The following is a 22,920-nucleotide window of genomic DNA, read 5'->3' on the forward strand; positions in this document are numbered from 1 at the left end:
TTTCATTATTTCCATTAATAATTACTGATTTACGGCTGCAAAGGAATATAGAAAAAACTGTGTATTTATCTGCCTTTTAACAAGTGGCAGGGGTTTGCACCGAGAGTGGCAGGGGTTTGCCACCCCCGGCCTGCCAATTTTCTGAAAACACCCCTCTAACTTTGCAGCGGATTTCTAAAAACCACTTTTTATGATACGGAAAAGGCGACAAAGGACGGGGCAAAACGACTGCGCGAAAGTCAATAGGGCTTTCTCAAAGGTCAATAATGTTTACCCCCAAGTCAATAGGGCTTACAGCCAATTCCGCGATAGCGGAATTTTGTTTGCACCAGCAAACGGCAAGTTGTATTTTGAGAACCTGAAAATTGAATTTTAATCTATTGAACAATAGATTTTTATAAGAAAGAAAAGTTGCAATGGGTAACGATATAGAAACGAGCGAAATTCTTTGCTCTGCTGCGTTTTTCCATTGTTTCAAATAACTCTATGGAGACAAAGGTAGCTACATTTTTTATATATCCAAATTATATGAGATGTTATTTGCAGGCTGTGAACTCATGATGATACTATAATATTTTTCGTGTAGCTTATGTGAAAATATTCCTGCAAACTGGTGATTGTCAAATATATAATCAACAACCCTTGCGGATATTTTCTAATTAATCGGATTATTTGTCATTATGTCCCATAACGCCATGTATCTGTACTTATACACTATCATAATCAAATTCTTTATTTTTATATTGTATGAAATTGTTGCTTTAATAATATCCGTTTGGGCTTTTGATAATTCTATTGAATTTAACTGCCCCATTTCTATTTTCTTTTTTAATATGTTCAATTTCTTATATTGGAGTTCTATCATGTCCTTTTCGTTTATAATCTCTTTTTGTAAAACAGATATATAATCCAAGTCTTGTCCTATTTCTAACCTGAACTTTTTCTCTTTTTCTTCATTGGATAAAAGTGTAATTTTATGCTGAATATCCATTTGTTCCCGTTTAACTTTCTGGGTTCCCCAATCCAATATTGGCACAGATGCCGACACAGACACATTAAATTGTCTTCGAGGGTCTTCAATAAAATCCAAAGACGTTATGCCTCCGCCAAGACTTAAAGACCAAGTAATTCCAGTCGAAGCTTTGTTTTTTTGCATATTTTTTTTAAATTCCAATTCTTCATATTCAAATTGCATTTTTTGATTATATTTTAGACTTAATTCCAATATTTGATTTTTGTCGAATACAAACGCGGTATTCAGAATTTTCTCTTCAAAAGATTCTAATTCTATAATATAATCATCAGGAATATTAAGTAAGTTTCTAAAAGTCTTATCATTCATATTATAAGCAGTACTGTCTTGGGAGTCATTTAGCATCCGTTTATACTGTATCTCCGAATCAATGAATTCTTCTTCCAGAATTTTACCCTCAAAATACAGTTTTTTATTTCTGTCTAAAAATTGTTTTGATAAATCCAACAGCTTTTCATTGAGGTGCAAATAGGTTTGTTGTACATACAACTCAAAATAGGCATTAACAACAGTTTGATTAAGGTTTTCAATATCTTGATAATACTGGATGTCATTAATTTGTTTCTGTCGTTTTTGCAATTCCTTTAACCAACTATATTCATTATATTTACTTAACTGTTGCGAATAGGAAAAATTGAATAAATTAAGATTAAACGAATGAAGTTTCTCCGGAGAAAAATTATATAACCCATTTAATGATGATGTGGCGGAGAGAGTACCTCCTGTAAAAGGGAGTAATTGAGATATTGACATATTCATTCCATAATTTGAGACATATCTATTGACAAATCTGTCGCTTCCGTCCGGTAATGTGATTGTTGTTATACCATGCGAAATGCTTGAATTTGAAGATAATGAAACTTGTGGCAATATACGGGTCTTGAACAGATACTCATCATAGCTCTTATACAAGGAATCATAACGTATCAGTTCTTTTACCGAACTTTTATTCTGGGCAATATTTATAGCTTTTTCAAGACTTAAACTAAACTTTTGGGCAAATACGAAATATGGCAACAAGGCCAATAAAAGAAATAAATACTTCATGTCTTATTATATTAAAAAACGGTTTGCATATTCATTTTTGTACCAATCAAACTTGATTTTTATTCTAAATCCATCCTTATACCTGACAACAAAACCCTCTTTTTCTTTTCTGTTAATTGCCAATAATTCATCAATTGTCTTGCTCGTAATAAGTTTTTTTACCACCTTAAATCCCAAGCTATCCAAATTGCATAACGGTATTTCTTTTTTTGTTTTATTGTCGTAAGCGCCAAGTAAAATAATGTCTTCCATCTTTCCATAATCAATTACATATCGCTTTGCCGGATATATAATCTCGAAATAATAAGAAACACTCGTGCTTAATTTTTTAATTAATGAAAAATATTTACGATACAGAATAAGAGTAGCTTTATACGCTTGAGGCGACACAAAAGAACTTCGAGTTGTAATAAACGGCAAACCATTTATCCAGTATAGAATACCTAATGCTCCGTCTAATTTTTCATATACCTCATATTCGTTGTTTCGTGGAAGAAATTCTTGATAAAGTTGATTATATTCAAAGAACTTTTTCATTGGACTCGCAATTATTTGATACTTGTTATCAAGAATTAAACCCCTACATCTTAGAGTAGTTTCATTCCAATATCCCATTTCTTTACATTTATCCGTATAATTGTAAATATAAAGTTCTTTGAATGGATGTTTTTCCACTTTTATAAATCCATTATATAATAGCCATTCCAGTTCAGCCTCTATCATGAAATTTAAGTTCAAATGATTAAAAATTGAAAACTGCTGGATAAAAATATACTTCAAGGCTTCTTCAATGGGAACAAATTTAGCCCATTCTATTTCATCATTATCTTTGGGCGTCAATAAGGGAGGCATTCCCGATAAGTGTAAAACAAAATAGAATATTTGTTTATAAACATTCGTACCGTCATAATAATTAATAAGATAAGGGCTATTCCTTACCGTATCTTTGCTGATGCAAACACTTGTTTCTTCGTATGTCTCTCGTATTGCAGCATCCATAATTGATTCATTCATTCCCAAACATCCTTTGGGGATTGAAAGGCATCGTTTACCTGAATATCCTTTTTGTTTAACCAACAAAATTGCCTTATTGTGTATTATAACGAGACCGGCTGATTTTATCATAATAGCATCGGATTACCGTAGAAATCGTTTTTCCCAATTCCACATTGTCGTTTCAAATATATGAGGGCATTGCAAGCGTTTTTCCAAATCAAAGCTATGAATATTATCGGGTTTAATATTTTCCCATATTTCTGAACCGTTTAAATTATGATTTTTGTTTTGATACTTTCTAAACTGGTTCAATAATTTTTCTTTTTCGCTCATAAGCCAATAATCCAACCCCATTGAGAAATATATATCACATAAATTTTTCGTAATACTGATTAAATCCTTATCTCCTGCACGAAGGGCATTCCAGACATCCATAGTAGAAACATCTTTTATTGGAATCTCTTTTTTTATAATATCACTCATTTTTAGGCGATTGATATAATATTTTTTTGAATGTGCTATAAAAAAATCCAGTAGTCGATGAGCTTCAAGATACCATGGGAATTTTATTTTTATTAAATCCCCATTGTCATATTGTATTACGAAACCCTCTTTATTCGGGAGATTCAATTCCATCAGGCTGTTAAAATTCTTGATATGCCCGTACTCCGAAGTGTAATCATGTGCCAAAGGGAATCCTATATTGTCCAAAGGCAACAGTTTCCCATTGTCCTTATCAATCATCCCAATTAAAAACAAATCCCGCATATCGCCATAATCTATTAATACTTTGGTCTCAGGATACACAGCTTCAAAAACATAAGTATAGTTTCGGTTTAATTTATTGAATATATCCGAATATTTTTCATATAAAATTTCTGTTGCTATTTTAGCTCTTACATTTGTAAATGAACGCTGTGTCGCTAAATATGGATTATTGTTAATCCAATAGAGTATAACCATCGTTCCATCAATTTTTTCAAGTATCCGAAATGAGCAATCCGGCACACGAAATATTTGATTATCATTCATTAGAATCGTTTTTTCAGATAAATATTGCTTAAACATCCAAAACTTAACGAATGGATGCTCAATGACATTTCCATTTATATCCAATATCAATCCCCGACAATGAACATTAATGTTATTCCATGCAATTCCGCTTCGGTTATCATTACTGTAATATCCATATAATAATAAATTCGCTTCTGGATGTTTTTCGCAACAAATGTCAGAATTAACAGTATATCCGTTCAGTACATCAATATCAAAACTTTTCATTAGTTATTTTTTTTACAGTAAACGGTACAAAGGCTTTATAATATTCTTCAACAAAGAAATAATCAAATGATTCCTTTATGAATTGAACAAAAAATAAATCAATGTTACTTATATCCGCATTGTATGTAAAATGGTTTATCTTTACCGGAAATTTACTTGTTGAAATGAAATCGTAGATTTCCGTTAGCTGGGAAAGAAAGGAAAAATTATCCATCTCAGAATCCCGTCTCATATTAAATAAACCATGATAGTTTTTTTCAATATTATATTGTAACCGGTTATATAATGACGTATATTCCTTATTCAATTTATTTTTAATGACAGATATAGTTGTAATGTCAGTAATTGTCAATGTCATTTCTGAGATACTTTTTGAAAACATGATATTGAGAATTTCTTCATTTTTTTCAAAAAAAATGGAGTTCTGCGGATAAAAATATATTCCGGCCAAAATATAGTAGTAAATAAACCTGGTTACAGCCCTGCTTTCGTTTATAGGTTCATCTGCATTAATTACCAATAATTCGGATGAAAGACATTGGAAAATATTCGTCTCTTTTTTTAATAAATCCCAGTTCCTATAATTATCATTTATTGTATCTATATGTATTTTTTCAAGTTTAAGTTCGCTAACTTTATTAAACAAAGCCCTTTTTAACTGGATAAGTGTCTTTTTGCCGATAGATTTTTCAGCAAAATAAAAAGATACCAAAACTCCCTTAGTCTTTGACGGAAATCTCTTGTGTTTCTTAATCGTATAATTCGAGTAAAATAAAAACTCTTTTAATTCTTTACACAATGGGATAAATATCAATTGAACAAAATCCGAATATTTGTATATCCCTTCAAAAAAGACAGATACCGCCTGAATCTCATCTGCTTTAATGTCATTAGGAACTTGTGCATCCATCACTAAGTTCTCAATTTTGGAACAATCGTTGCTTATGAACAAATTCTTAATATCATAATAGGTTTTCTGATAATCCACCTCTTTTTCAACCTCAACTGTTTTGCATAAACTATATTTGTCTTCATTGTTCATCTTAGTCAACAAAAGCCTCAACAATTTAAGCGTATATTCTTCTTTTGTAGAAACTTTCTTTAAACATTCCAAATAATATGGCGTCAATAATTTATTTCTCATCAGTTGATTATACCCAGATGAAACATTTGTGTTTATAATGGCTTCTGCGTATAACATGATTTCACGCATAATAAGATATTTGTCTTGTATAATGATACTTTTAGAAAGCATTTGCAGGAAATATGTTTCTTGTCGCAAAACTATTGAATATAAGAAATCAGTAGAAATAAAGATAAACTTGTATTTATCTTCATTTTTTATTTCTTCGGAAGAATTACTTGGCGAATCTGAAATAAGTATTACATACGGGATATTCTCGACATCTTCATTTACAATCAATACGGTATCATGTTCGCTCAACACATGGGATAAATCCAATATAATCTCTTCAATATTGTTTTTTGTTATTTTCCTCATCAGTTGCATCTTTCTTTAAATTTGTATCCGGGGTTAGCATTTTCTTAATCTTGTAAAAGACAACTTCGATTAGTCTTCTGTCTTCCGTTATGATTTCGGCTTGCCCTGACATCGTTTCTGCAAAAGCTAACTCTATATTATTTGTACTCATCAAACCTTTTTCTAATGAGATATTCACTAAATAATTATTTTCAATCGAATTTTTTGTAATAAATGTAACATATCCATCCAAAGTGCCGTATTCTTGATATGGATAAAGGTCTAATTTTATGTTTACTTTTTGCCCCCGCTTTACTTCTCCTGCTCCGTCCGGTGCAAGTATAGCAATTCCGTGATAACTGTTACCTTCAAAAACGACATCAAACAAAGCCTGTCCTTCATTCACAAAATCTCCGTTAGATACAAAATCTATCAATTCGACTATTCCGTCTTTCTCGGAAGAGAAAAAAGCATAATTGTTTTCCCACTCATTAATGGACGTATGTAAATTTTGTAAAGCGTCCAATAGATTTAACTGTGCATTTTTAAGAGTCCGTTCAAATTCAATCTCTACTTTTTGTTTTTGCAGTTTTGTATCAATTATATTTTGCTTAACATTATAAACATCAATGGTTAAAGATGTAATTTTATTCTCTGCATCTATCCTTGACAGCAATGTTCGGGTATATTCATCCTTGAGAATCGCATTTTGAGAAAAAAGGACAGAGTCAACAGATGTTCTTTCTATGATAATTGAATACTCTTTTTTATTGTTTTCTAAAATTTTCATTTTTTGCTCTAACATTAGAGAGTCATTATTAATTTTCGCTGCCAACAGTTTTATTTCAAATTCATATCGGCTATCCTTTTTTAAAGAATAATACTCCTGCAAACTTGATATAAACTTGAAATATGAATTTTCAATATATCCCAAGGACAACTGATTCGTAAAAAAATGCTCAATAATATTTTCGTTATTACTTAAATCAAGGTCATTTAATAATTCTTTCACATATTGAATATCTTTCGGAGAAGCAGGGTTGTTTATCATCGCGATGTATTCTTTTGCTTTGCAGGCAATAGGAAATGAATCAACCAGAAATATTATTTTGCCGGATGAATGGGCTTTTAAGATTATGGGAGGATTGATTGATGTAATACGAGCTAATGCTTCTGTTTTTCCGGGAACTTTGATAAGAAATCCCAATAACAACAGAAGCATGAAAAATAAAAGTAACCCGATTGTAATGAACGCATTATATTTATTGGGAACTTTCTGTAATACTTCTTTAAATTCTTCCGTATATAAGGGTTTAATATTTTCCATGCTCAATACTACTTCGTTTGCGATTCAAATAATTTGTAATAATTCTTCTTAATGGACATTAGATAAGTATGAGTGCCTGTTTCTACAACTTTACCATCCACAAGGACTATTATCTGGTCGGCATTTATAATTGTGGACAATCTATGTGCAGAGATGACAATCGTCTGGTTTGAAAGATTCTTCTTAATAGACCTTAGAATCTCTTGCTCATTATTAGAATCCAATGTACTGGTTATCTCGTCCATAAAAATGAATTGAGGATTATCATAAACAGCCCTTGCATATAAAATACGTTGTTGCTGGCCGGCGCTCAACCCTCTTCCGTTTTCGCCTAACATTGTATTATATCCCATTGGCAACATTTCTATTTCGTTTTGAATATTTGCCATTTTTACTGCACTTATAACCTTTTCCTTATTAAAAGGCCGTCCAAAAGTGATATTATTAAGTATAGTATCTTTGAAAATAGTGCTTTCCTGAGTAATTATTCCACATTGACATCTCCAATTATCAATAGCGATAGAAGAAAAATTAGTGTTTCCGATAAATATTTCTCCACTGCTTACGGTATATAGTTGCATTAGTATTTTTATCAATGTTGATTTACCGGAGCCGCTTGCCCCGGCTATGGCCGTCACTTTGCCTTTCGGAATTATAAATGAGACGCCTTTCAGGACATAATTTTCATTGATTGAGTATTTAAAATATACATTGTCCAATTTTATATCCTCGTTATAATTTATTAATTCGTCCGAAACGGCGTTCTCTTTATGCTCCGTCTTGGCTTTCCTTATTTCCGATATGCGAATAAAACTTATATACGATAATTGTGCAGTTGTTATAAATTGAATAATGCTATTCATGGGAGTGTTCAATTGCCCAATAATATACTGCACGGCGATTAACATTCCGAAAGTCATCTCTCCTTTAATAACAGATGTTACAGAAATATAGATAAGTAATAAATCCTTCGCTACATTTATCAAGTTTCCGCCCAAGGTTTCTATTTGGTCTATATGCAATAATTTTATCCTTGTTTTGTATAATCCGACCTGAACCTTTTCCCATTGCCATCTTTTACTCTTTCCATAATTATAACTCTTTATATCTATTATTTTGGACAATAATTCCATCCAATGACTATGGTTATAAGACAGGTAAGAAAAGTATTTTATATCCATTTTCCGGCGTATTGACAAGAATAAGACAGTCCAAATAACGTATAAAATACTTAGCGACACATACAGCCAAAACAAAAGAGAATTATATACATACAATATGAAGCCGAAAACAATAATAAACAAACCTCCTAAAATTGTATTGAAACAGGTATATAAAATTAAAGATTCGATTCTGTCGTAATCGTATGAGCGTTGCAGTAAATCGCCCATTAATCTACTTTCAAAGAAAGATAGCGGGAGTTTAAATAACTGATTCAAGTAATCCGAAATCATACTTATTTTTATGCGGGCTGCAAAATGAGTATTTATAGATTGTTGTACCCATGTGCCTAAACTGGAACTTATATTTAGAACCACAGACGCAATAATCATAAGCATTACAAAATTAGTGTCTTTTGCCCCGATTCCCACATCAATTATTGTCTGTGTAATTACAGGAAATAAGGCGCTTATAAATGTAATTACAACCAAGACCAGTATAACCTGAAAGACGTTTTTCTTATAGGGTTTCACGAATTCCCATACATACCGTAATGCTTCTAAATAATTTGATTTGGGGGATGAAGATGTTGTATTCTTAAAATCGCCGGTAGGTTCTATGGCAATACAGATGCCTTTTTTCCATGCGTCTTTTTCTTTTATATGCCCCAACCATCCTTTGACAAACTCGCTTTTCTTGTATTTTATCAATCCGATTTGCGGGTCAGACACATAAACATGCTTTTTTGTTATTTTATATACGACGATATAATGATTCCCTTTCCAGTGAACGATGCAGGGCATTGGTACATCATTCTGTAATTTTTTATATGACGTTTGGAGAACTAAACTTTTTATATTCAATTTTTCCAATGCCATTACAAGGTCATAAACGGATGTCCCTTCCTTTCGTGCGCCGGAAATTTCCCTTAAGTACTCAATATCATAATGAATATCATAATACTTGCAAATTATTTGCAAACAAGCAGGGCCGCAATCTTTTGTATCTACCTGATACGAAGTTGGGAATTTTTCAAATATGCTCATTGTTCTCTGGTTATATTTCTGAGGTAGTATAGAACGCCGAATCTTTCTTGCAAGGTCAGATGAATAATGGCAAATAAATGATTGATTACGGCACGGTATAATATGAAAGTTTTATTTGTCGGCTCATAAAAATTCGGATATATCAAATCGTCTCTGGAGAATGAGACTAACGTTTTCGCTAATTTCGAGCAAAAAGCATAGTACGCATTTGCCTTTGAATATTTCTGATTGTCTTTACCTTGCAAGGAAACAGTAAAATCTCGTATTTTTACAAAAGTATCCTGCTGGGCGATATATAATTCGTCATAATACCGGATTATACTTTTTTCTGCCGTTTCCAACTGCGAATAATTGTAAATGCCATTTACATCTGTAATATCGCAAATAGAGTATTCCATATAATAATCCAAAAACTCCATTTCTTCTTTGGCATTATCGAAAAGCGACCGGAATATGTAAATCATTATTTCCATCGAAAATGTCAATAGCGGAACTTTATCCACCGTTGGGACGATTTTATCATTCCATACTAAACCGGAAAATTCATCAAACAACGGCATCAATTCTTTATGAGTTTTTTTCCCTCCCCATAAAATGCCTTCATGGAAAGAGGTCTGGTATGAATAAGAAAGCCGTATATCGTTTTTAATAAATTGGTCTATTTGTGATTTGAAATATTGGTCTATTTGACGAACAATATTTTGTATTCCATTGCCATTTTTAAGTGTGATTGAAAGATATACCCCTTGTTCCATATATTGATTGCTCCCAACGGAGAATACATGGTACAATATATCTTTTGAGGATAACATGGATATAATATCTACGATAACCTTTCGTATATTGGGTTGAAAAACGGTATGTCCCGGGAACTGTATCATCATATCATTGTCTCCGGCAAGGATAGACGAGCGGTTGGACGTGAAATATTTCAACTTGCCACCATAAGTAGCGAGTATGCTTTCGATGGAAGATACAAGCGGGGTTATATCTTTTGTTTGCATATATCGGGTAAAACAGCCGAGCAGAATATCCTTCCGGTTACAGCCGATAAATTTTCGTGCCAAATATTTTCCTTTTTGAGCATATTCGCATGTGATTAGCTGTGCAATATATTTTATAAGCTCAATAGCGATGAAGAAATTTTCCTCCTCTGTATTGTTTTCGTCTATATCGTCTAATAATTCCGTAATGCGATGACGTAAAACCCGATATTCCCTTTCATTAAACTGCTCATGGGAATACTTGCGAAAATTCTGAAGCGTTTGCAACATCTTATCCGGCGAATCTTTCAGTATAATTCCCTTTTCAATCATAGACCAATAAATGGAATTTCCATTATGATAGTCGCTGTAAAACATTGCTTTTGCTTTATGATAGGGAAAAATGATAAATTGATAGCAATTCTTCTCGTGCAGGATATTTTCAAATATTACCCGATTCACAGACTTGGATAAAGCCAAAATATCAATATCGGATTTTATTCGGTTCCTGTTCTCGGCAACGCTACCTGTAAGCATATATGCTTCAAAGGAGTTGAAATACCTTGCAATGAGTTTCTTGATTTTTTCTATTGGGAAATTCAATTTTTTTGTTTGGATTTATTTTTTTCAATTTCATCAATCATTCGACCCCTTAATGCCTCCTGTATGGTATTTTCGTCGTTCTTTTGACTTCTGGCTATGCCATGCTATCCGTTTTTTATATGTTTCGATGTAATTTTCGACAGAACCAAATTTATATTCCAGCATCTCGTCCAGATTATTGAAATAATTATATCCTTCATCAAAAACATATTCTTGTCCATCGATTGTTCTATAAAATATCATTTGATATTGAGATATTCCTTCAATAATTGTGGATGGATATAATTTTAAAGTATAAATACAATCTATTTTTCTACTCAAAGAAAGTTCAATTGCCTTGTAGAAAGAGTTCTTATTGATACGCAAAAGCATAGAATCATAAATACGATTGTATTGATAAAACCGTGTTTCTTTTAATTCAGAAGAGTGACACACACAATTAGACGGCGATACTTTTATAAAAGGAAAATATACAAGTGGCTCATCCTTATTTATCGTATAATGTACCTGATTGTTCAAGGTATCAGGAATTAATTCCAATGGATAGATAAGAACAAACCGGCTTGAATCTTCATTTGATAAATACCGGTGTTCCTTCATCTTATCTAATATTTTTACCGTATCAACAGCAAAATGTTCACATTTAATAGATGGAACAACTTGAGGATAAGAAGGTAAACAAATCATGCTGTATAATATTACTGCGTAAGCAAGTTTCTTTTTCATAAATGCCTGATGTTTTATATAAAACTAATTAATTACAAGAACAGTGGTTGTTTTGAGTATTTCTAAAAGCGGGGTCTATATCTTCTATTTCACACTCATAATTAAATTTAGAACTGTCACTTTTTTCTATTATTCCCGTCGTTGGATTATAATAATTAAGTATAGTATGACCATTATTATCTGTATGATCTATTCCGAGAACAACGACTTCATGTTCCAGAATTCCGTTAGTAAAATATGCGAAGACAACGTTATTGCGGCTGAATGCGTCTTTTACATCCTGTAGTGATGTGAAAGGTTTTATCTCAAAAAAATAATCATATGACATACCTAAAGAATTGCCTCTCCAATCCTACTATTCTCTATCTTGTAATTGAGAGTAATGAGTAGTAATACTATACCAACTACAAATATTATAACTAACCATCTTCTTTGTTTTCTTTTCATCTTTTTGCCTTGAAACATCGCTTATGCTATCATTTACTCGAACATAATATATATATAAGATTTATTCCTAAATAGCTACTTAATAATGGAAAAAATATGACCACCCTTGATAATCTATTTTTATCCTTTTTTTATAAATATCCGAATAATATTGGGGTAAATAAAAGAGATATTCAACCATAGAACTAAAACTCTCAAAACATCTGTTCTGTAATAGATGCTTATAAACATAATGATTATCGCTATCTTTATGAGCTAAAAGCTCATCATGCCTTCCGAGGTCTAAAGGGAAAAAATAAATTAAAAATAGATTCTTTTGGGGAGAATGTTTGGTTAACCAGCTAAATGAAGACAACAAATGTTGAATAGACAATGAGTGGAGATTCCGGACATCTCCAAGGTTGGCGTACTTAGATGGATAATTATTATCTTGCTCACAAAGTAACAATTTATTTTTCTTTTTAAAATAAAAAAGAAACCGCCGATCATCTACTTTATACTTCAAATCGTTAGTTAAGGTATCCGGATATATCATGACATAGTTAATTACAACAATATCATCCATATCATCATCTGTAATATCAGCCACAAATTTATGAACCATTGAGTTGGGGGTGGGTTTATTCTTAATGTATGCAATTCTACTTTTTATTAAATCCCAATTAGGCTCTACTATCATAGAATCCGAAAATTCGGGGAACTCCTGAGAAATCAGTTTTACCGAAAACAGGAATAACACAAAAAACAGATTAATCTTTTTCATAACTATAGTAAATTATGTTTGGTTGAAATTATATAACAAATCAAAACAAGGAATCATATAACGAAATTTTAATATCACTTATAATCAATTCTTTGGTCTCTATTAAGGGATATCAACAATTTATTTTTCAATGAATATTAATAACCATCAACAACTCCGTCATCAGGGGCATGTTTATCATGCTCATTTCGTTCATCGGCTTTTCTTTCGCAGTATTCCATATAATTCCTATTTATGCCAGTTATTTCATCTGCTTGTATTATTTGAATCCCTCCATGATAGAGATTTGTATTATTACTGCTAGTTTTCGTTCCTATACCAGGATCATATAATTTGTAACTGCCATCCGCCTCATGTCCTACTATCACTACAGCATGACCACGTTTGCTACCATCTGCATCTGTTATTAACGTTGATGCTAAAACTGGGTGTCCGGCATCTATTGCATTTCTTATCGCATCATCATTTACACTTTTTATTGCATTAGGATCTATAGTAGGGTTAGTTTCAAGCGGACGATATTCAAAAAAAGCAGCAGTAGCAATCCAAACAAGAGCTGGAGCGACTGCTTGGTTAACCGAGGCTTCAGTATGTAATCCTATATGTGTCAAGTATTCCGTAACTGGCTCAGCGTCAAGAGAAAGTGTATCACCTGCAGCATTAAAGTACCTCAGAACTCCATATATACTCCACACCCAACAATTAGTAGGTGTACTTTGGTACGGTAAAGTCCAAAGATGGTCAGCAAGGTTCCCTTGCGGAACTCCAAACCCAGCTGGAAGAGAACCATTACCTCCAGAATCAGAGTGTCCAGAACCACCGCCATGGTCATCATTTCTGTCGTCAGATTGATTATCATTATCTTTATCCCAATCATTGTCATTATCCCAGCCATTGTCATGTTCATCATGTTCTCCACCATCATCATTACCATTTGGTATATCAATGTAATCAGGGTTTATTTCCGGTATTTCAATTTCAGGGACAGGAAGTTCCGGTATTGGAAGAGGGTCTATATTATCTGGCCGATTAGGATCATCTCCATCGGGAATAGGGGGAATAGGAGGAATATAAGGACTATCACTGTAAGGACCACTACCACCAAAAAGATTTCGAGTTTCTAAAATATCAATAGTTGGTATTACCAACTTCAAATCTTCCAACATTAATCTCGTCATATCTTTAATTTTATTTTATAAGCTACTTTCATAGGACAAGAATTTATTCACTTGAATTTGAAATAATATCAATAAATCTCATAGACAACTGAATATTTCATTATTCGGCACAAATATAAAAACAATTCCTCTAAAAAGAAAAATATTTTTGTTCATTTCTTTTAATATTTCTTGCATTTTTTCTTGCTGTAGTGGATAATTATCTATAAATTAGTAAATTATGGAATTGAACAAAATACATATAGGAAAACTAATCCAAGCATTTGTAAAAGAGAACAATGTTAATAGCGCCGAACTTGCCCGAAAGATAGGAAAAACAAGGCAAAACGTCTATGACATATATAAACGCGACGATATAGAAGTAAAATTATTTCTTACATTGTCAAAAGTTTTGAACCACAATTTTATAGATGACATATGCCCCCGTAATGAATATGGCAACGATATAGATATTATTTTCAACGCATTGAAAGACTTAGTTGCCGAGAAAATTCATGAAAATGGGAAATCTCTCGTTAAAGAACCATAAGAACCGCTCTGGCTTCTTCCCAACTTATCCACCGTATCCATTTTGCTTTTGTCCATCGCTTTAGCTTATATCTTGTGTTTTTATATCGAAGTATCTTGCTTCCCCCCTGTGCAAACCCCTGCCACAGCAACGCCAACCCCTGCCACTTGCTTCAAGTTGCTTTATTTCCGAAAAATTCGTATATACTTTTGTACTTGCATTAACAGTGATGCGGAACATTAAAAGTAAAGCGAAAATGTATTTAGCCGACGAAGATTTCATAAAATGGGCGGAGCGCATATCCGGCAAGCTGACCGAGATAGGCAAAGACCTGAAACAGCTTGTCAATACCGGCAATGTATTTGAGAAAGATGATAAGCCATTGGACAATCAGAATGTAAGCCTCATCCTGAACGTAAGCCATCGTACTTTGCAGCGTTATCGGACAGAGGGTTTGCTGCCGTTCTTCAAGCTCGGCCAGAAAATCTATTACCGGACTTCCGATATTCGGGAATTTGTTTACAGGAATGGCGACCATTGGGACAGAAAGAATTTTGAGGAAAATACAAGGACAAAGGATGCGGAATAATTCAGATTCCCCGCCCTCTTTTCCTTTGTGGTTTCTTCTTCCGGTGTTCGCGGACAAAATTTTCTTCTTCATAATCGCTGTCGGATTGCGGCAAATCCAATAACCCAAACACTGAACCCAAAGAAGAATCCGAATTTGTATTTTGATAAACTTGTTCCTGCTTTGGATTATCATTTGGAATATCAACCTGTTTGTTCGGATTATTGAACAAATCATTAAAAACATTTGCCGAAAATTCCTTGCCTAATCGCGAGCCATTCAAAACGAAACGATTTTGAAAATCCAAAAACGTAACACCGTAAATCCTGCCCTGCTCGTTTTGGCGGAGAATCACACCGATTCTGTTTTCTTTCAACAGTTTTGTCAAGTCTTCCCTGTTTCTTGCTTCCCTCATTGCTTTTGCTATGACAGGTCGCAACTTTTCCCTGATTTTTTCTTTTTCAATGGCAAGTTTTGAAGTTTCAAAATGCTTTTGCAAGGCACTATAACCCGCTTCTTTTCCAAATAAAGAAGATTTAAACGGTTTTCCTACTTTATTTCCTTTGCCGTCCAATACCGAGTACAAAATACCTTTGTGCATCCCCTGAACTTCTTCCGCTGTCAGATTGAAATGTTCAAGCATCGTACGGAACTCGCCGAATGACTGGAAACGGAAATTGCCAATAACAAATTTAATCGTGTTGCTCGCCTTGTGCTTCAAATCGCCATCTTTATAGTCTATCGGTTTCGGTATTTCAAAATCCCTTTCGCCTTTTACAAGCGGAACAAGGTTAAATTGCTGTTCCAACTCCTTGCAAATTTTCATTGAGCGGGCGACTTCGTAACTATCATTTATCTTCTTGCCGTTTTCGTCAATCCGAAGCGAAACAATATGCAGGTGTTCCCGCTTGATGTCGGAATGTTTGAGGACAATATACGGTTGATTGCCGTAGCCGAGTTTATCCATGTAGGCTTGGGCGATTTTCGATAACTGTTCTTCCGATAGTTTGTCTTTAGGGTCGGGATTGAGCGAAGCATGAAACACGACCTTTTCCGTTCGGTTGTTTACTGCCAAATACGGATAAAACGAATCCATACAGTCTTTCATCGAAAATTTTCCGTCGGGCGAATCAAACATCTTTTGACGGAACAAAACGGTTGCATGGTCGTCATTGACTTTGATTTTATTGTAAGCCAGTACCCCGAAAACCGATTTCCCTGAACTTATTTTGGCAAGCATAATTCCCTTAATTCAATGATTGTTTCTTCAATTCTCTTTTTCAAAAGTCCAAACTCGCGTGTGGATTGCGCTACAATTTGAATCATTTCAAGGGCTTTTGATTCGCCAAAGTTTACAACCAGCGAATGGTAAGCCTGATTAAAATTGTTCTTTATCGCCCGAAATTGGATAAAGAAACTGCTCAAAAGCATCACAAAATCAATCGCCGATTTATTGATTTCAACGATTCTTAACGGCTTATTTAATACGCAATCCGCAATAAAAGCGGAATAACTCGGCTTACCGGAACGCTTATACATTGCCAAAAACCGCTCGCGGTCTTTGTCGTTCAGACGAATCCACAAGCGGTGTATTTGCGGTTCCGCTTTGGGCTTTCGCCCTCGCTTTTTCTTTTCGACATTTTCAATGCTCATATCTGTTCAATTTTAAAAGCATGCGACTTGGGAGTATGCGTCCTCCGACCGTGAGGGAGGGCAAGAAGAGTTTTTGGCTGCATAAAATGTAGTTTACGGAATTTTTTGCTGACAAAAACACCTCTTGCTATTGTCTATCGACAATAAAATCCGTCAACATTGGCGGACTGTTACGGATTACTCTCTTGTTCAAATTCATTTTGCAAAATTAGAGGATGATTTTAATATTTACATTATCAGACTTTTAGCCAACAAAGGAAGATAAACGCCACTTAACGCCAAAAGAAAAATTGCCTGTTTTTCTTCTTTTTCTTTGCAGGCAAAAATGTAGAAATGCACATTTTGAGAAATGAATTTTTTCGTATCGGCAAATATGCAGGTATGCAGATGTGCAAATATGCAGAAATGGATAAATGATTGAATAACAATATTAAAACATTCAGATATGAAAGAAGACAGCAGTACAAACAGGAAAGCAGGCAGCCATGCAAATCTGCCTATCGACACGGATGACTTTATCCGCCAAGTGTCGTTTGCAGGCAGCGGTGAAAATATGACTAAATCCACACAGTCAGATAATCAAACGGACATTCAGGCAGCAACGCCGGATGTGCCTGAACCCGCAGAGGAAAAACCGGTAAAGCGGAAACGGGGGCAAGCACTTGATTATGAAAGTTTGTTCCTCTCCCGCAATGAACTGCGCGACCGGCAGGGCTTATACATTAGCAGGGAAAATTACGGGATACTTCAAACGCTTGTCCGCGCTATCCGAAATGAACGGTTAAGCGTCAGCGGATTGGTGGATAATATCATTAGTCAGCATATTGAACTTTACGGCGATGAAATTAACCGTATCTATGACGAAAACAGCCGAAAACCCATTAAGAAAAAAGAGCAAAAACAGTAAATATTTTAGTATAAACAATTTAACAAAAAAGAATTATGCAGAATTTATCAGAAAATCAAAAGCAAAACAGCCCGATGTACATCTCATTTTGTACGCAAAAGGGCGGTGCAGGAAAGTCGGTCCTTACCACATTGGCAGCAAGCTGGTTACATTATGAATTGGGATTTAGTGTTGCCGTCATCGACTGCGACTATCCGCAATGGAGTATCCACAAATTGCGGGAAAGGGAAAAGGAACAGATTACGAAAAACGGATTCTATAAGAAAAAGGCTTATGAACTCTGTAAGAAAATCGGCAAGCGGACTTATCCGGTTGTTCCCGTCCAGCCCGAAACGGCTTTGACAAAGGCAAATGAATTTTTGGCAACCGAAGAAATCAATTATGACCTCGTTCTGTTCGACCTTCCCGGAACAGTCAATAACAAAAGTGTCGTTGAACTTTTTTTCAATATGGATTACCTGTTTGTCCCAATAACAACCTCGCGCATCAATATGGAGAGTACGCTGAACTTCATCGTTACGGTCAGCGATATTATTCAAAAGAATCCGCAAATCAGGTTGAAACAGGTGCAAACATTTTGGAACAGAATGACAGGCAGGGAACGTCAAGAATTGTATGTTGCCTATGAAAACGCCATGCACGAATTAAATATACCCATCATGCAAACCCGCATCCCGCAAAGTGTGAGGTACGACAGGGAACAATCCATTTCGGGAAACGATTATCTTTTCCTTTCAACGGTATTCCCGCCTGACAAACCGTTACTCAAAGGCAGTAATTGGGATTTATTTATGGATGAATTTCTTAAACTGACTAATTTACAATACAATGGAAATCATAGTCATTGAAAAACGGACTTTCGAGCAAATGAAACAGGCATTTGAAAATTTTGTCGGTCAGGTTAAAAACCTGTGCGGAAATGAGCGTAACATTGAGCAATGGCTAAACAACAGGGAAGCCTGCGAACTGCTACAAATATCCCTGCGGACATTGCAATCATACAGGGATAACGGCACACTGCCTTACTCGCAAATCGGGCATAAATGCTATTACAGAATTGCAGACATAGAACAATTTACTAATAATCAATAAAATAAAAGATAAAACAATGAAAATAAAAAATCAATTATTCAATTTAGATATTTTGGTTGGGAATTGGGAAAGCATAAACCTGAATCCAACTGTAATGATTTATAAGAATGGCAATGTTTACCTGTTGATTATCATTCATATAAACGAAACGACTAAACAGGCAAATCCTGCCACTTATGAGATTCAGGAAGACAAAGACGGTTACTTTATTTACTGTAATCTCAAACGGGTAACGGTCGATTATAATGTTAGACAGGACTTATTGAACTTGTCATCGTTAGGGAATTACATGAGGAACTGAAAAAACAAAAGGATAAAATCATGGAAATATTGGATAGAAAATCGGAAGCAATTCATTTCTTTTTCAATGAACTGGAAGAAATGTTGAATGTAATCGAGTCGGCGTTAAAAAACCGTACTCCCCACCTGAATGGCGAAAAGTTTTTGACAGGAAAAGATGTTTGCGGTATGCTGCACGTTTCGCCGCGCACTTTGCAGGAATGGCGCAGACAGGGGAAAATACCGTTTTTACGGCTCAAAGGCAAGATTTTATATAAGGAATCGGGAGTGCTGAAATGGCTAAAAAACCATTATTTACCTACTATTGAATGATTCATTTCTTTATCAACTTGTAAACCACTATTCTATGGAAAGAAAGAATAAGGCAAGCCTTTTCCCGAAAATACGCTTTATGGAACATAAAGGAAGATTTTCGGTAAAACAGGGCTTGGGCTTGCCGTTTCTTTCTTGGAATATACCTTTGTTTACAAGATGAAAAAGAAAGCTTAGCAGTTTAATTTAGACACATTTTTCTTTCATCGAATAATTGTTCCATCAAGAAAAAAGATTTTGAACAAGCGCGTTTCATCAGCCAACTCCGAAAAATTTCGCTGTTTTTCGACTTGATGCGAAACGCCAAAGCCGTAATCATTTCAAGGCTGTACAAATCCACGCTTCCACCATTTGCGTAATGCTCGCAATACACAACTTCACTTTCCCGCAAAACTTCTGATTTAAGTATCGACCTTACATTGCTGCTTACTTTGGCTACAAACACGCCGAACAGTTCGGCAATCTGCCACTCCGACAACCATACATTGCCGTTTGCAGGAGTAATCTTTACTCCGTTTTCGCTGATTGTTATTTTTCCACGTTCCATAATGATATGTTTAAATTTGTTGATTCAATGATTAATTTTCCGCTTCCGGTTTGGAACAGTCTCTGCCAGTTCGTATTTACCTTCAATCTGCTTTTCAAGTTTGCTCATGTCCACATTGATTTTGGTACGGGTAACTTCCGCATAGATTTGGGTTGTATATATCGAAGCGTGTCCCAACATGCGGCTCAACGTTTCAATGGGAACGCCATTTGTCAGGCAAACGGTTGTTGCGTAGCTGTGGCGTCCCATGTGGAAGCTGAGCCGCTTATCCACCTTTGCAGCCTTTGCTATCTGTTTGAGGTGCTTGTCCATACCTGTGAGCGTTTGCAGGCGGAATACTTTCCCGCCCCATCCGGTAAACTGCGAATCCCTGTATTTTTCAAGAATGGCTTGGGGAATCGGAAGCAGCGGAACACAGGAACTTACACCGGTTTTATGACGTTTGAAGATTAGCATTCGGCTACCGTCTTCCTGCGTTTGTATATTATCATGTTTCAAATTGTACAAATCCACATAGCTAATACCCGTAAAACAGGCAAAAACAAACATGTCCTTTGTGAAATCCAGCGAAGGATAGCCCATTTCGATACTCATGATTCGTTCTATCTCTGCGGCTGAAATCCACCTGCGCCTGACAGGTATCCGCTCGGGAACATAATCGAAAAACGGGTCTTGCCGAAGCATCCGGCGGCTGTAAGCCCGTTTGACCAGAGTACGGAATATTTTCATGTTTACCCGTACCGTAGTCGCCGAGAATCGCAAGTCAATTTTCATATACCGGGCAAAGGATTCTACCAGTTCAATATCCACCCTGCCGAACGGAATGTCATCAACATGCTGTTTTTCCCTCAAAAAATCCTTGAAATGCCGGTAAGCTACCCTGTATTTTACCACTGCGCTGTCCGTAATCAGGATTCCCGCGCTTTTCGCTTTTTCTTCCAGCAGGGTGGCAAACTCCTGCATGACACTGTTTTGCTTTGTCCCGATACCCTGCAAGGCGTTTTTCAGGGATTCGGCGGTAATGTATCCCCTGTTTTCAAGCATGTTTTGATAATAACCGGCTATTTCACACTTGTATTTTTCAATTTGGCTGTTGATGCCGGAAACCTCCTTTGACTTTCCTGTTGCCGTTCCCGTATTTGCGTCCCAGTCTGCCGGACAAATATCCATTCCGGTACTGAACGCCGTATTTTTACCGTCCACGCTGATACGTCCCATTATCGGACACTTGCCGGACTTCTTTGTCTTGCCCGTATTGAGGTAAAACAAAACGCTGAATGTACTTCTTGTATTTTGCATGACTTTTTAAATATTTGATTGATAGCTGTTTGGAAATTTATTCTCTATGTTCATTGACAGACGCTGCATGTCAAGTATTATCTTTTCGTTGCTGACACGCGCATAACGCTGTGTCGTCTGAATATGGCGGTGTCCCAGCATTCTTGATACGCTTTCTATCGGAACTCCTTGTGAGATGCAAATTTGCGAGGCAAACGTATGGCGGCTGATATGAAATGTTAAAGGACGGTCTATGCCGCACTTCTTTGCTACCCGCTTCAGTCCGACATTTACCTGTCCCAAACTCATGGTTGGGAATACTTTGCCGTCCGGCGCAAGTCCTTTATAGCGTTCCATAATTTGAATAGGGATATTCAGCAGCTTTACATGGAAGCCTGTTTTTGTTTTCTGCCTGTCGGCTGAAATCCAGCGGCTGCCGTCTTCATCGGTAATGACTTCTTTCCATACAAGTTTTTTCAGGTCGGCGTATGACAAGCCCGTAAAGATTGAAAAAACGAACATGTCGCGGACAAAGCCCTGTGTGGCAAATTGCAGTGGCGTAGAAACAAGCCTGTCGAGTTCGGCGGTGGTCAGCGACCTGTCCTGAACCTCCGGCTTGTCTGTATGATAATCCCCGAACGGCGGGTAAGCAATCAAATTTCGGCGCATGGCTAAAAGGGCTGTTTTGTTCAGCATGGTAACCCTTGCCCTTACCGTCCGCAAGTTCATCCGGCGGCTTACCTGCAACCAGTAAACAAATGCTTCAACAAAAGGCAAATCCAGTTCGTTCAGCGGAATATCCCTGACATGGTACTTTTCGCGAAGGAACTGTTTCATTTCCCTGTGGAATACTTCATGTTGAATGTAGGTGGAATAAGCCCTGTCGATACCGATGCGTGAATGGAAGTCCCGCATCATTTCCTCAAAAAGCACAAGCAATGTTTTTTGCGTAGATGCGATTCCCTGAAAGGCATTTTTGACTTCCAAAGCCGATACTTTTCCTGTCTGTTTAAGGATTTCCGAATAGTGGCTGTGAATCAGCAGATTGATTTTGTTAATTGCCCTGTTCAGTTCAATAGCGGTATGGCTTTTGCCAATTGCCCGACCTGATTTAACATGCCACAGGCGTTCTTCCACTTTCAGTTTGGTACTGAACTGTGCGATGCTGCGCCCGATGATGATTTTGCCGACAATGGGATACGCCGGACTGTCATCAGCGGCATTTTTCTGTTCTCTTTTCTCTCGTTTAAGGTAAAACGATACCTTTAAATTTTCGCTCATAAAACTCACTTTTTTAAGATGTTAAAATTACTTCATTTGTGAGTTATCTGAACAATGTAAACGGCAGACAAACAATGCTGTAACAAGCCAACTGACGACACCGTTTTGCCGGATTTTGCGCCGTTTCTAATGGGTAACGGATAAGAAACGGAACGTTTGCCTTAACCTGCCGAAATCGGCATTTTTGTTACCCGGCAACCGAAGACACTTAAAGCCAACTGATACTGACTTCCAATATGTTACCGTGTTTTTCCTTCTCTTTCTTTTTCAACAGCCTGTATTTTGAGTTCCTCAAAATATTTTCAGTGCCTGAAAACACTTGCCCTTGCAGGGGGCAAAAACGCTTCCGAAGTCAGCGTTTTTATTGAATACAATGTAAAATTTTAATGTTATGGCAACAGAA

The 22,920-nt window shown here is 35.7% G+C and carries 23 protein-coding genes; 8 read left to right on the top strand and 15 right to left on the bottom strand.

Features of this window, described 5'->3' with window-relative positions:
• Positions 1 to 655: 655 nt before the first annotated feature.
• From ACYPWY_RS13770 to ACYPWY_RS13815, 10 genes are all read right to left on the bottom strand, one after another.
• Positions 656 to 2,080: a TolC family protein gene (locus ACYPWY_RS13770; protein WP_459686120.1), complete on the bottom strand. Its 1,425-nt coding sequence runs from the start codon at positions 2,078 to 2,080 to the stop codon at positions 656 to 658.
• Between the two features lie 6 nt (positions 2,081 to 2,086).
• Positions 2,087 to 3,205: an RNA ligase gene (locus ACYPWY_RS13775; RefSeq protein WP_459686122.1), complete on the bottom strand. Its 1,119-nt coding sequence runs from the start codon at positions 3,203 to 3,205 to the stop codon at positions 2,087 to 2,089.
• Positions 3,206 to 3,217: 12 nt separating this feature from the next.
• Positions 3,218 to 4,357 (bottom strand): hypothetical protein, encoded by a 1,140-nt coding sequence (locus ACYPWY_RS13780; RefSeq protein ID WP_459686123.1) that lies wholly within the window; start codon positions 4,355 to 4,357, stop codon positions 3,218 to 3,220.
• Entirely contained in the window at positions 4,344 to 5,858 is a 1,515-nt protein-coding gene (locus tag ACYPWY_RS13785) for a hypothetical protein (RefSeq protein WP_459686124.1), read from the bottom strand. The genes ACYPWY_RS13780 and ACYPWY_RS13785 overlap by 14 nt, the downstream gene beginning before the upstream one ends.
• Positions 5,830 to 7,164, bottom strand: a complete 1,335-nt coding sequence (locus tag ACYPWY_RS13790) for an HlyD family efflux transporter periplasmic adaptor subunit (protein ID WP_459686125.1) — start codon at positions 7,162 to 7,164, stop codon at positions 5,830 to 5,832. The genes ACYPWY_RS13785 and ACYPWY_RS13790 overlap by 29 nt, the downstream gene beginning before the upstream one ends.
• Positions 7,165 to 7,172: 8 nt before the next feature.
• On the bottom strand, positions 7,173 to 9,371 hold the full coding sequence (locus ACYPWY_RS13795; RefSeq protein WP_459686126.1) for a peptidase domain-containing ABC transporter: 2,199 nt from the start codon (positions 9,369 to 9,371) through the stop codon (positions 7,173 to 7,175).
• On the bottom strand, positions 9,368 to 10,957 hold the full coding sequence (locus ACYPWY_RS13800; RefSeq protein WP_459686127.1) for a hypothetical protein: 1,590 nt from the start codon (positions 10,955 to 10,957) through the stop codon (positions 9,368 to 9,370). The genes ACYPWY_RS13795 and ACYPWY_RS13800 overlap by 4 nt, the downstream gene beginning before the upstream one ends.
• Before the next feature lie 33 nt (positions 10,958 to 10,990).
• Entirely contained in the window at positions 10,991 to 11,683 is a 693-nt protein-coding gene (locus ACYPWY_RS13805) for a hypothetical protein (RefSeq protein ID WP_459686128.1), read from the bottom strand.
• Positions 11,684 to 12,209: 526 nt separating this feature from the next.
• Complete coding sequence (locus ACYPWY_RS13810) at positions 12,210 to 12,893, bottom strand: hypothetical protein (RefSeq protein WP_459686129.1); 684 nt, start codon at positions 12,891 to 12,893, stop codon at positions 12,210 to 12,212.
• A 137-nt stretch (positions 12,894 to 13,030) separates the two neighbouring features.
• Complete coding sequence (locus tag ACYPWY_RS13815) at positions 13,031 to 14,071, bottom strand: cysteine peptidase family C39 domain-containing protein (protein ID WP_459686130.1); 1,041 nt, start codon at positions 14,069 to 14,071, stop codon at positions 13,031 to 13,033.
• Between the two features lie 220 nt (positions 14,072 to 14,291).
• Here ACYPWY_RS13815 and ACYPWY_RS13820 point away from each other — a divergent pair, with 220 nt between their 5' ends.
• The gene (locus ACYPWY_RS13820; RefSeq protein ID WP_459686131.1) at positions 14,292 to 14,600 is read left to right on the top strand and encodes a hypothetical protein; all 309 of its coding nucleotides are present in this window, start codon (positions 14,292 to 14,294) and stop codon (positions 14,598 to 14,600) included.
• A 235-nt stretch (positions 14,601 to 14,835) separates the two neighbouring features.
• The gene (locus ACYPWY_RS13825) at positions 14,836 to 15,168 is read left to right on the top strand and encodes a helix-turn-helix domain-containing protein (protein WP_459686132.1); all 333 of its coding nucleotides are present in this window, start codon (positions 14,836 to 14,838) and stop codon (positions 15,166 to 15,168) included.
• 1 nt (position 15,169) lies between these two features.
• Here the strand turns inward: ACYPWY_RS13825 and mobB are convergent, their stop codons facing one another.
• Positions 15,170 to 16,387: a conjugal transfer protein MobB gene (gene mobB, locus ACYPWY_RS13830; protein ID WP_459686133.1), complete on the bottom strand. Its 1,218-nt coding sequence runs from the start codon at positions 16,385 to 16,387 to the stop codon at positions 15,170 to 15,172.
• Complete coding sequence (locus ACYPWY_RS13835) at positions 16,372 to 16,800, bottom strand: plasmid mobilization protein (protein WP_459686134.1); 429 nt, start codon at positions 16,798 to 16,800, stop codon at positions 16,372 to 16,374. Before ACYPWY_RS13835 ends, mobB begins: the two co-directional genes overlap by 16 nt.
• A gap of 445 nt (positions 16,801 to 17,245) precedes the next feature.
• Here ACYPWY_RS13835 and ACYPWY_RS13840 point away from each other — a divergent pair, with 445 nt between their 5' ends.
• Genes ACYPWY_RS13840 through ACYPWY_RS13865 form a run of 6 tightly spaced genes read left to right on the top strand, consistent with a single transcriptional unit; the run spans position 17,246 to position 19,574 of the window.
• Positions 17,246 to 17,707, top strand: a complete 462-nt coding sequence (locus ACYPWY_RS13840) for a DUF3408 domain-containing protein (RefSeq protein WP_459686135.1) — start codon at positions 17,246 to 17,248, stop codon at positions 17,705 to 17,707.
• A gap of 35 nt (positions 17,708 to 17,742) precedes the next feature.
• Complete coding sequence (locus ACYPWY_RS13845; protein WP_459686136.1) at positions 17,743 to 18,555, top strand: ParA family protein; 813 nt, start codon at positions 17,743 to 17,745, stop codon at positions 18,553 to 18,555.
• The gene (locus tag ACYPWY_RS13850) at positions 18,536 to 18,799 is read left to right on the top strand and encodes a helix-turn-helix domain-containing protein (protein WP_459686137.1); all 264 of its coding nucleotides are present in this window, start codon (positions 18,536 to 18,538) and stop codon (positions 18,797 to 18,799) included. Before ACYPWY_RS13845 ends, ACYPWY_RS13850 begins: the two co-directional genes overlap by 20 nt.
• A gap of 16 nt (positions 18,800 to 18,815) precedes the next feature.
• On the top strand, positions 18,816 to 19,100 hold the full coding sequence (locus ACYPWY_RS13855) for a DUF3876 domain-containing protein (RefSeq protein WP_459686138.1): 285 nt from the start codon (positions 18,816 to 18,818) through the stop codon (positions 19,098 to 19,100).
• Between the two features lie 20 nt (positions 19,101 to 19,120).
• Positions 19,121 to 19,411: a helix-turn-helix domain-containing protein gene (locus ACYPWY_RS13860; protein ID WP_459686139.1), complete on the top strand. Its 291-nt coding sequence runs from the start codon at positions 19,121 to 19,123 to the stop codon at positions 19,409 to 19,411.
• A gap of 34 nt (positions 19,412 to 19,445) precedes the next feature.
• Positions 19,446 to 19,574 (top strand): hypothetical protein, encoded by a 129-nt coding sequence (locus tag ACYPWY_RS13865; protein ID WP_459686140.1) that lies wholly within the window; start codon positions 19,446 to 19,448, stop codon positions 19,572 to 19,574.
• Between the two features lie 18 nt (positions 19,575 to 19,592).
• Here the strand turns inward: ACYPWY_RS13865 and ACYPWY_RS13870 are convergent, their stop codons facing one another.
• From ACYPWY_RS13870 to ACYPWY_RS13880, 3 genes are read right to left on the bottom strand one after another with little or no spacing between them, the layout of a single operon-like run.
• Positions 19,593 to 19,958, bottom strand: a complete 366-nt coding sequence (locus ACYPWY_RS13870; RefSeq protein ID WP_459686141.1) for a protein-tyrosine kinase — start codon at positions 19,956 to 19,958, stop codon at positions 19,593 to 19,595.
• Positions 19,959 to 19,982: 24 nt separating this feature from the next.
• Positions 19,983 to 21,257: a site-specific integrase gene (locus tag ACYPWY_RS13875; RefSeq protein WP_459686142.1), complete on the bottom strand. Its 1,275-nt coding sequence runs from the start codon at positions 21,255 to 21,257 to the stop codon at positions 19,983 to 19,985.
• Positions 21,258 to 21,263: 6 nt separating this feature from the next.
• Positions 21,264 to 22,517 carry a site-specific integrase gene (locus ACYPWY_RS13880; protein ID WP_459686143.1) on the bottom strand — a complete coding sequence of 418 codons (1,254 nt, stop codon included), beginning with the start codon at positions 22,515 to 22,517 and terminating at the stop codon, positions 21,264 to 21,266.
• Positions 22,518 to 22,920: the final 403 nt, after the last annotated feature.

The organism is Viscerimonas tarda (assembly GCF_054601255.1).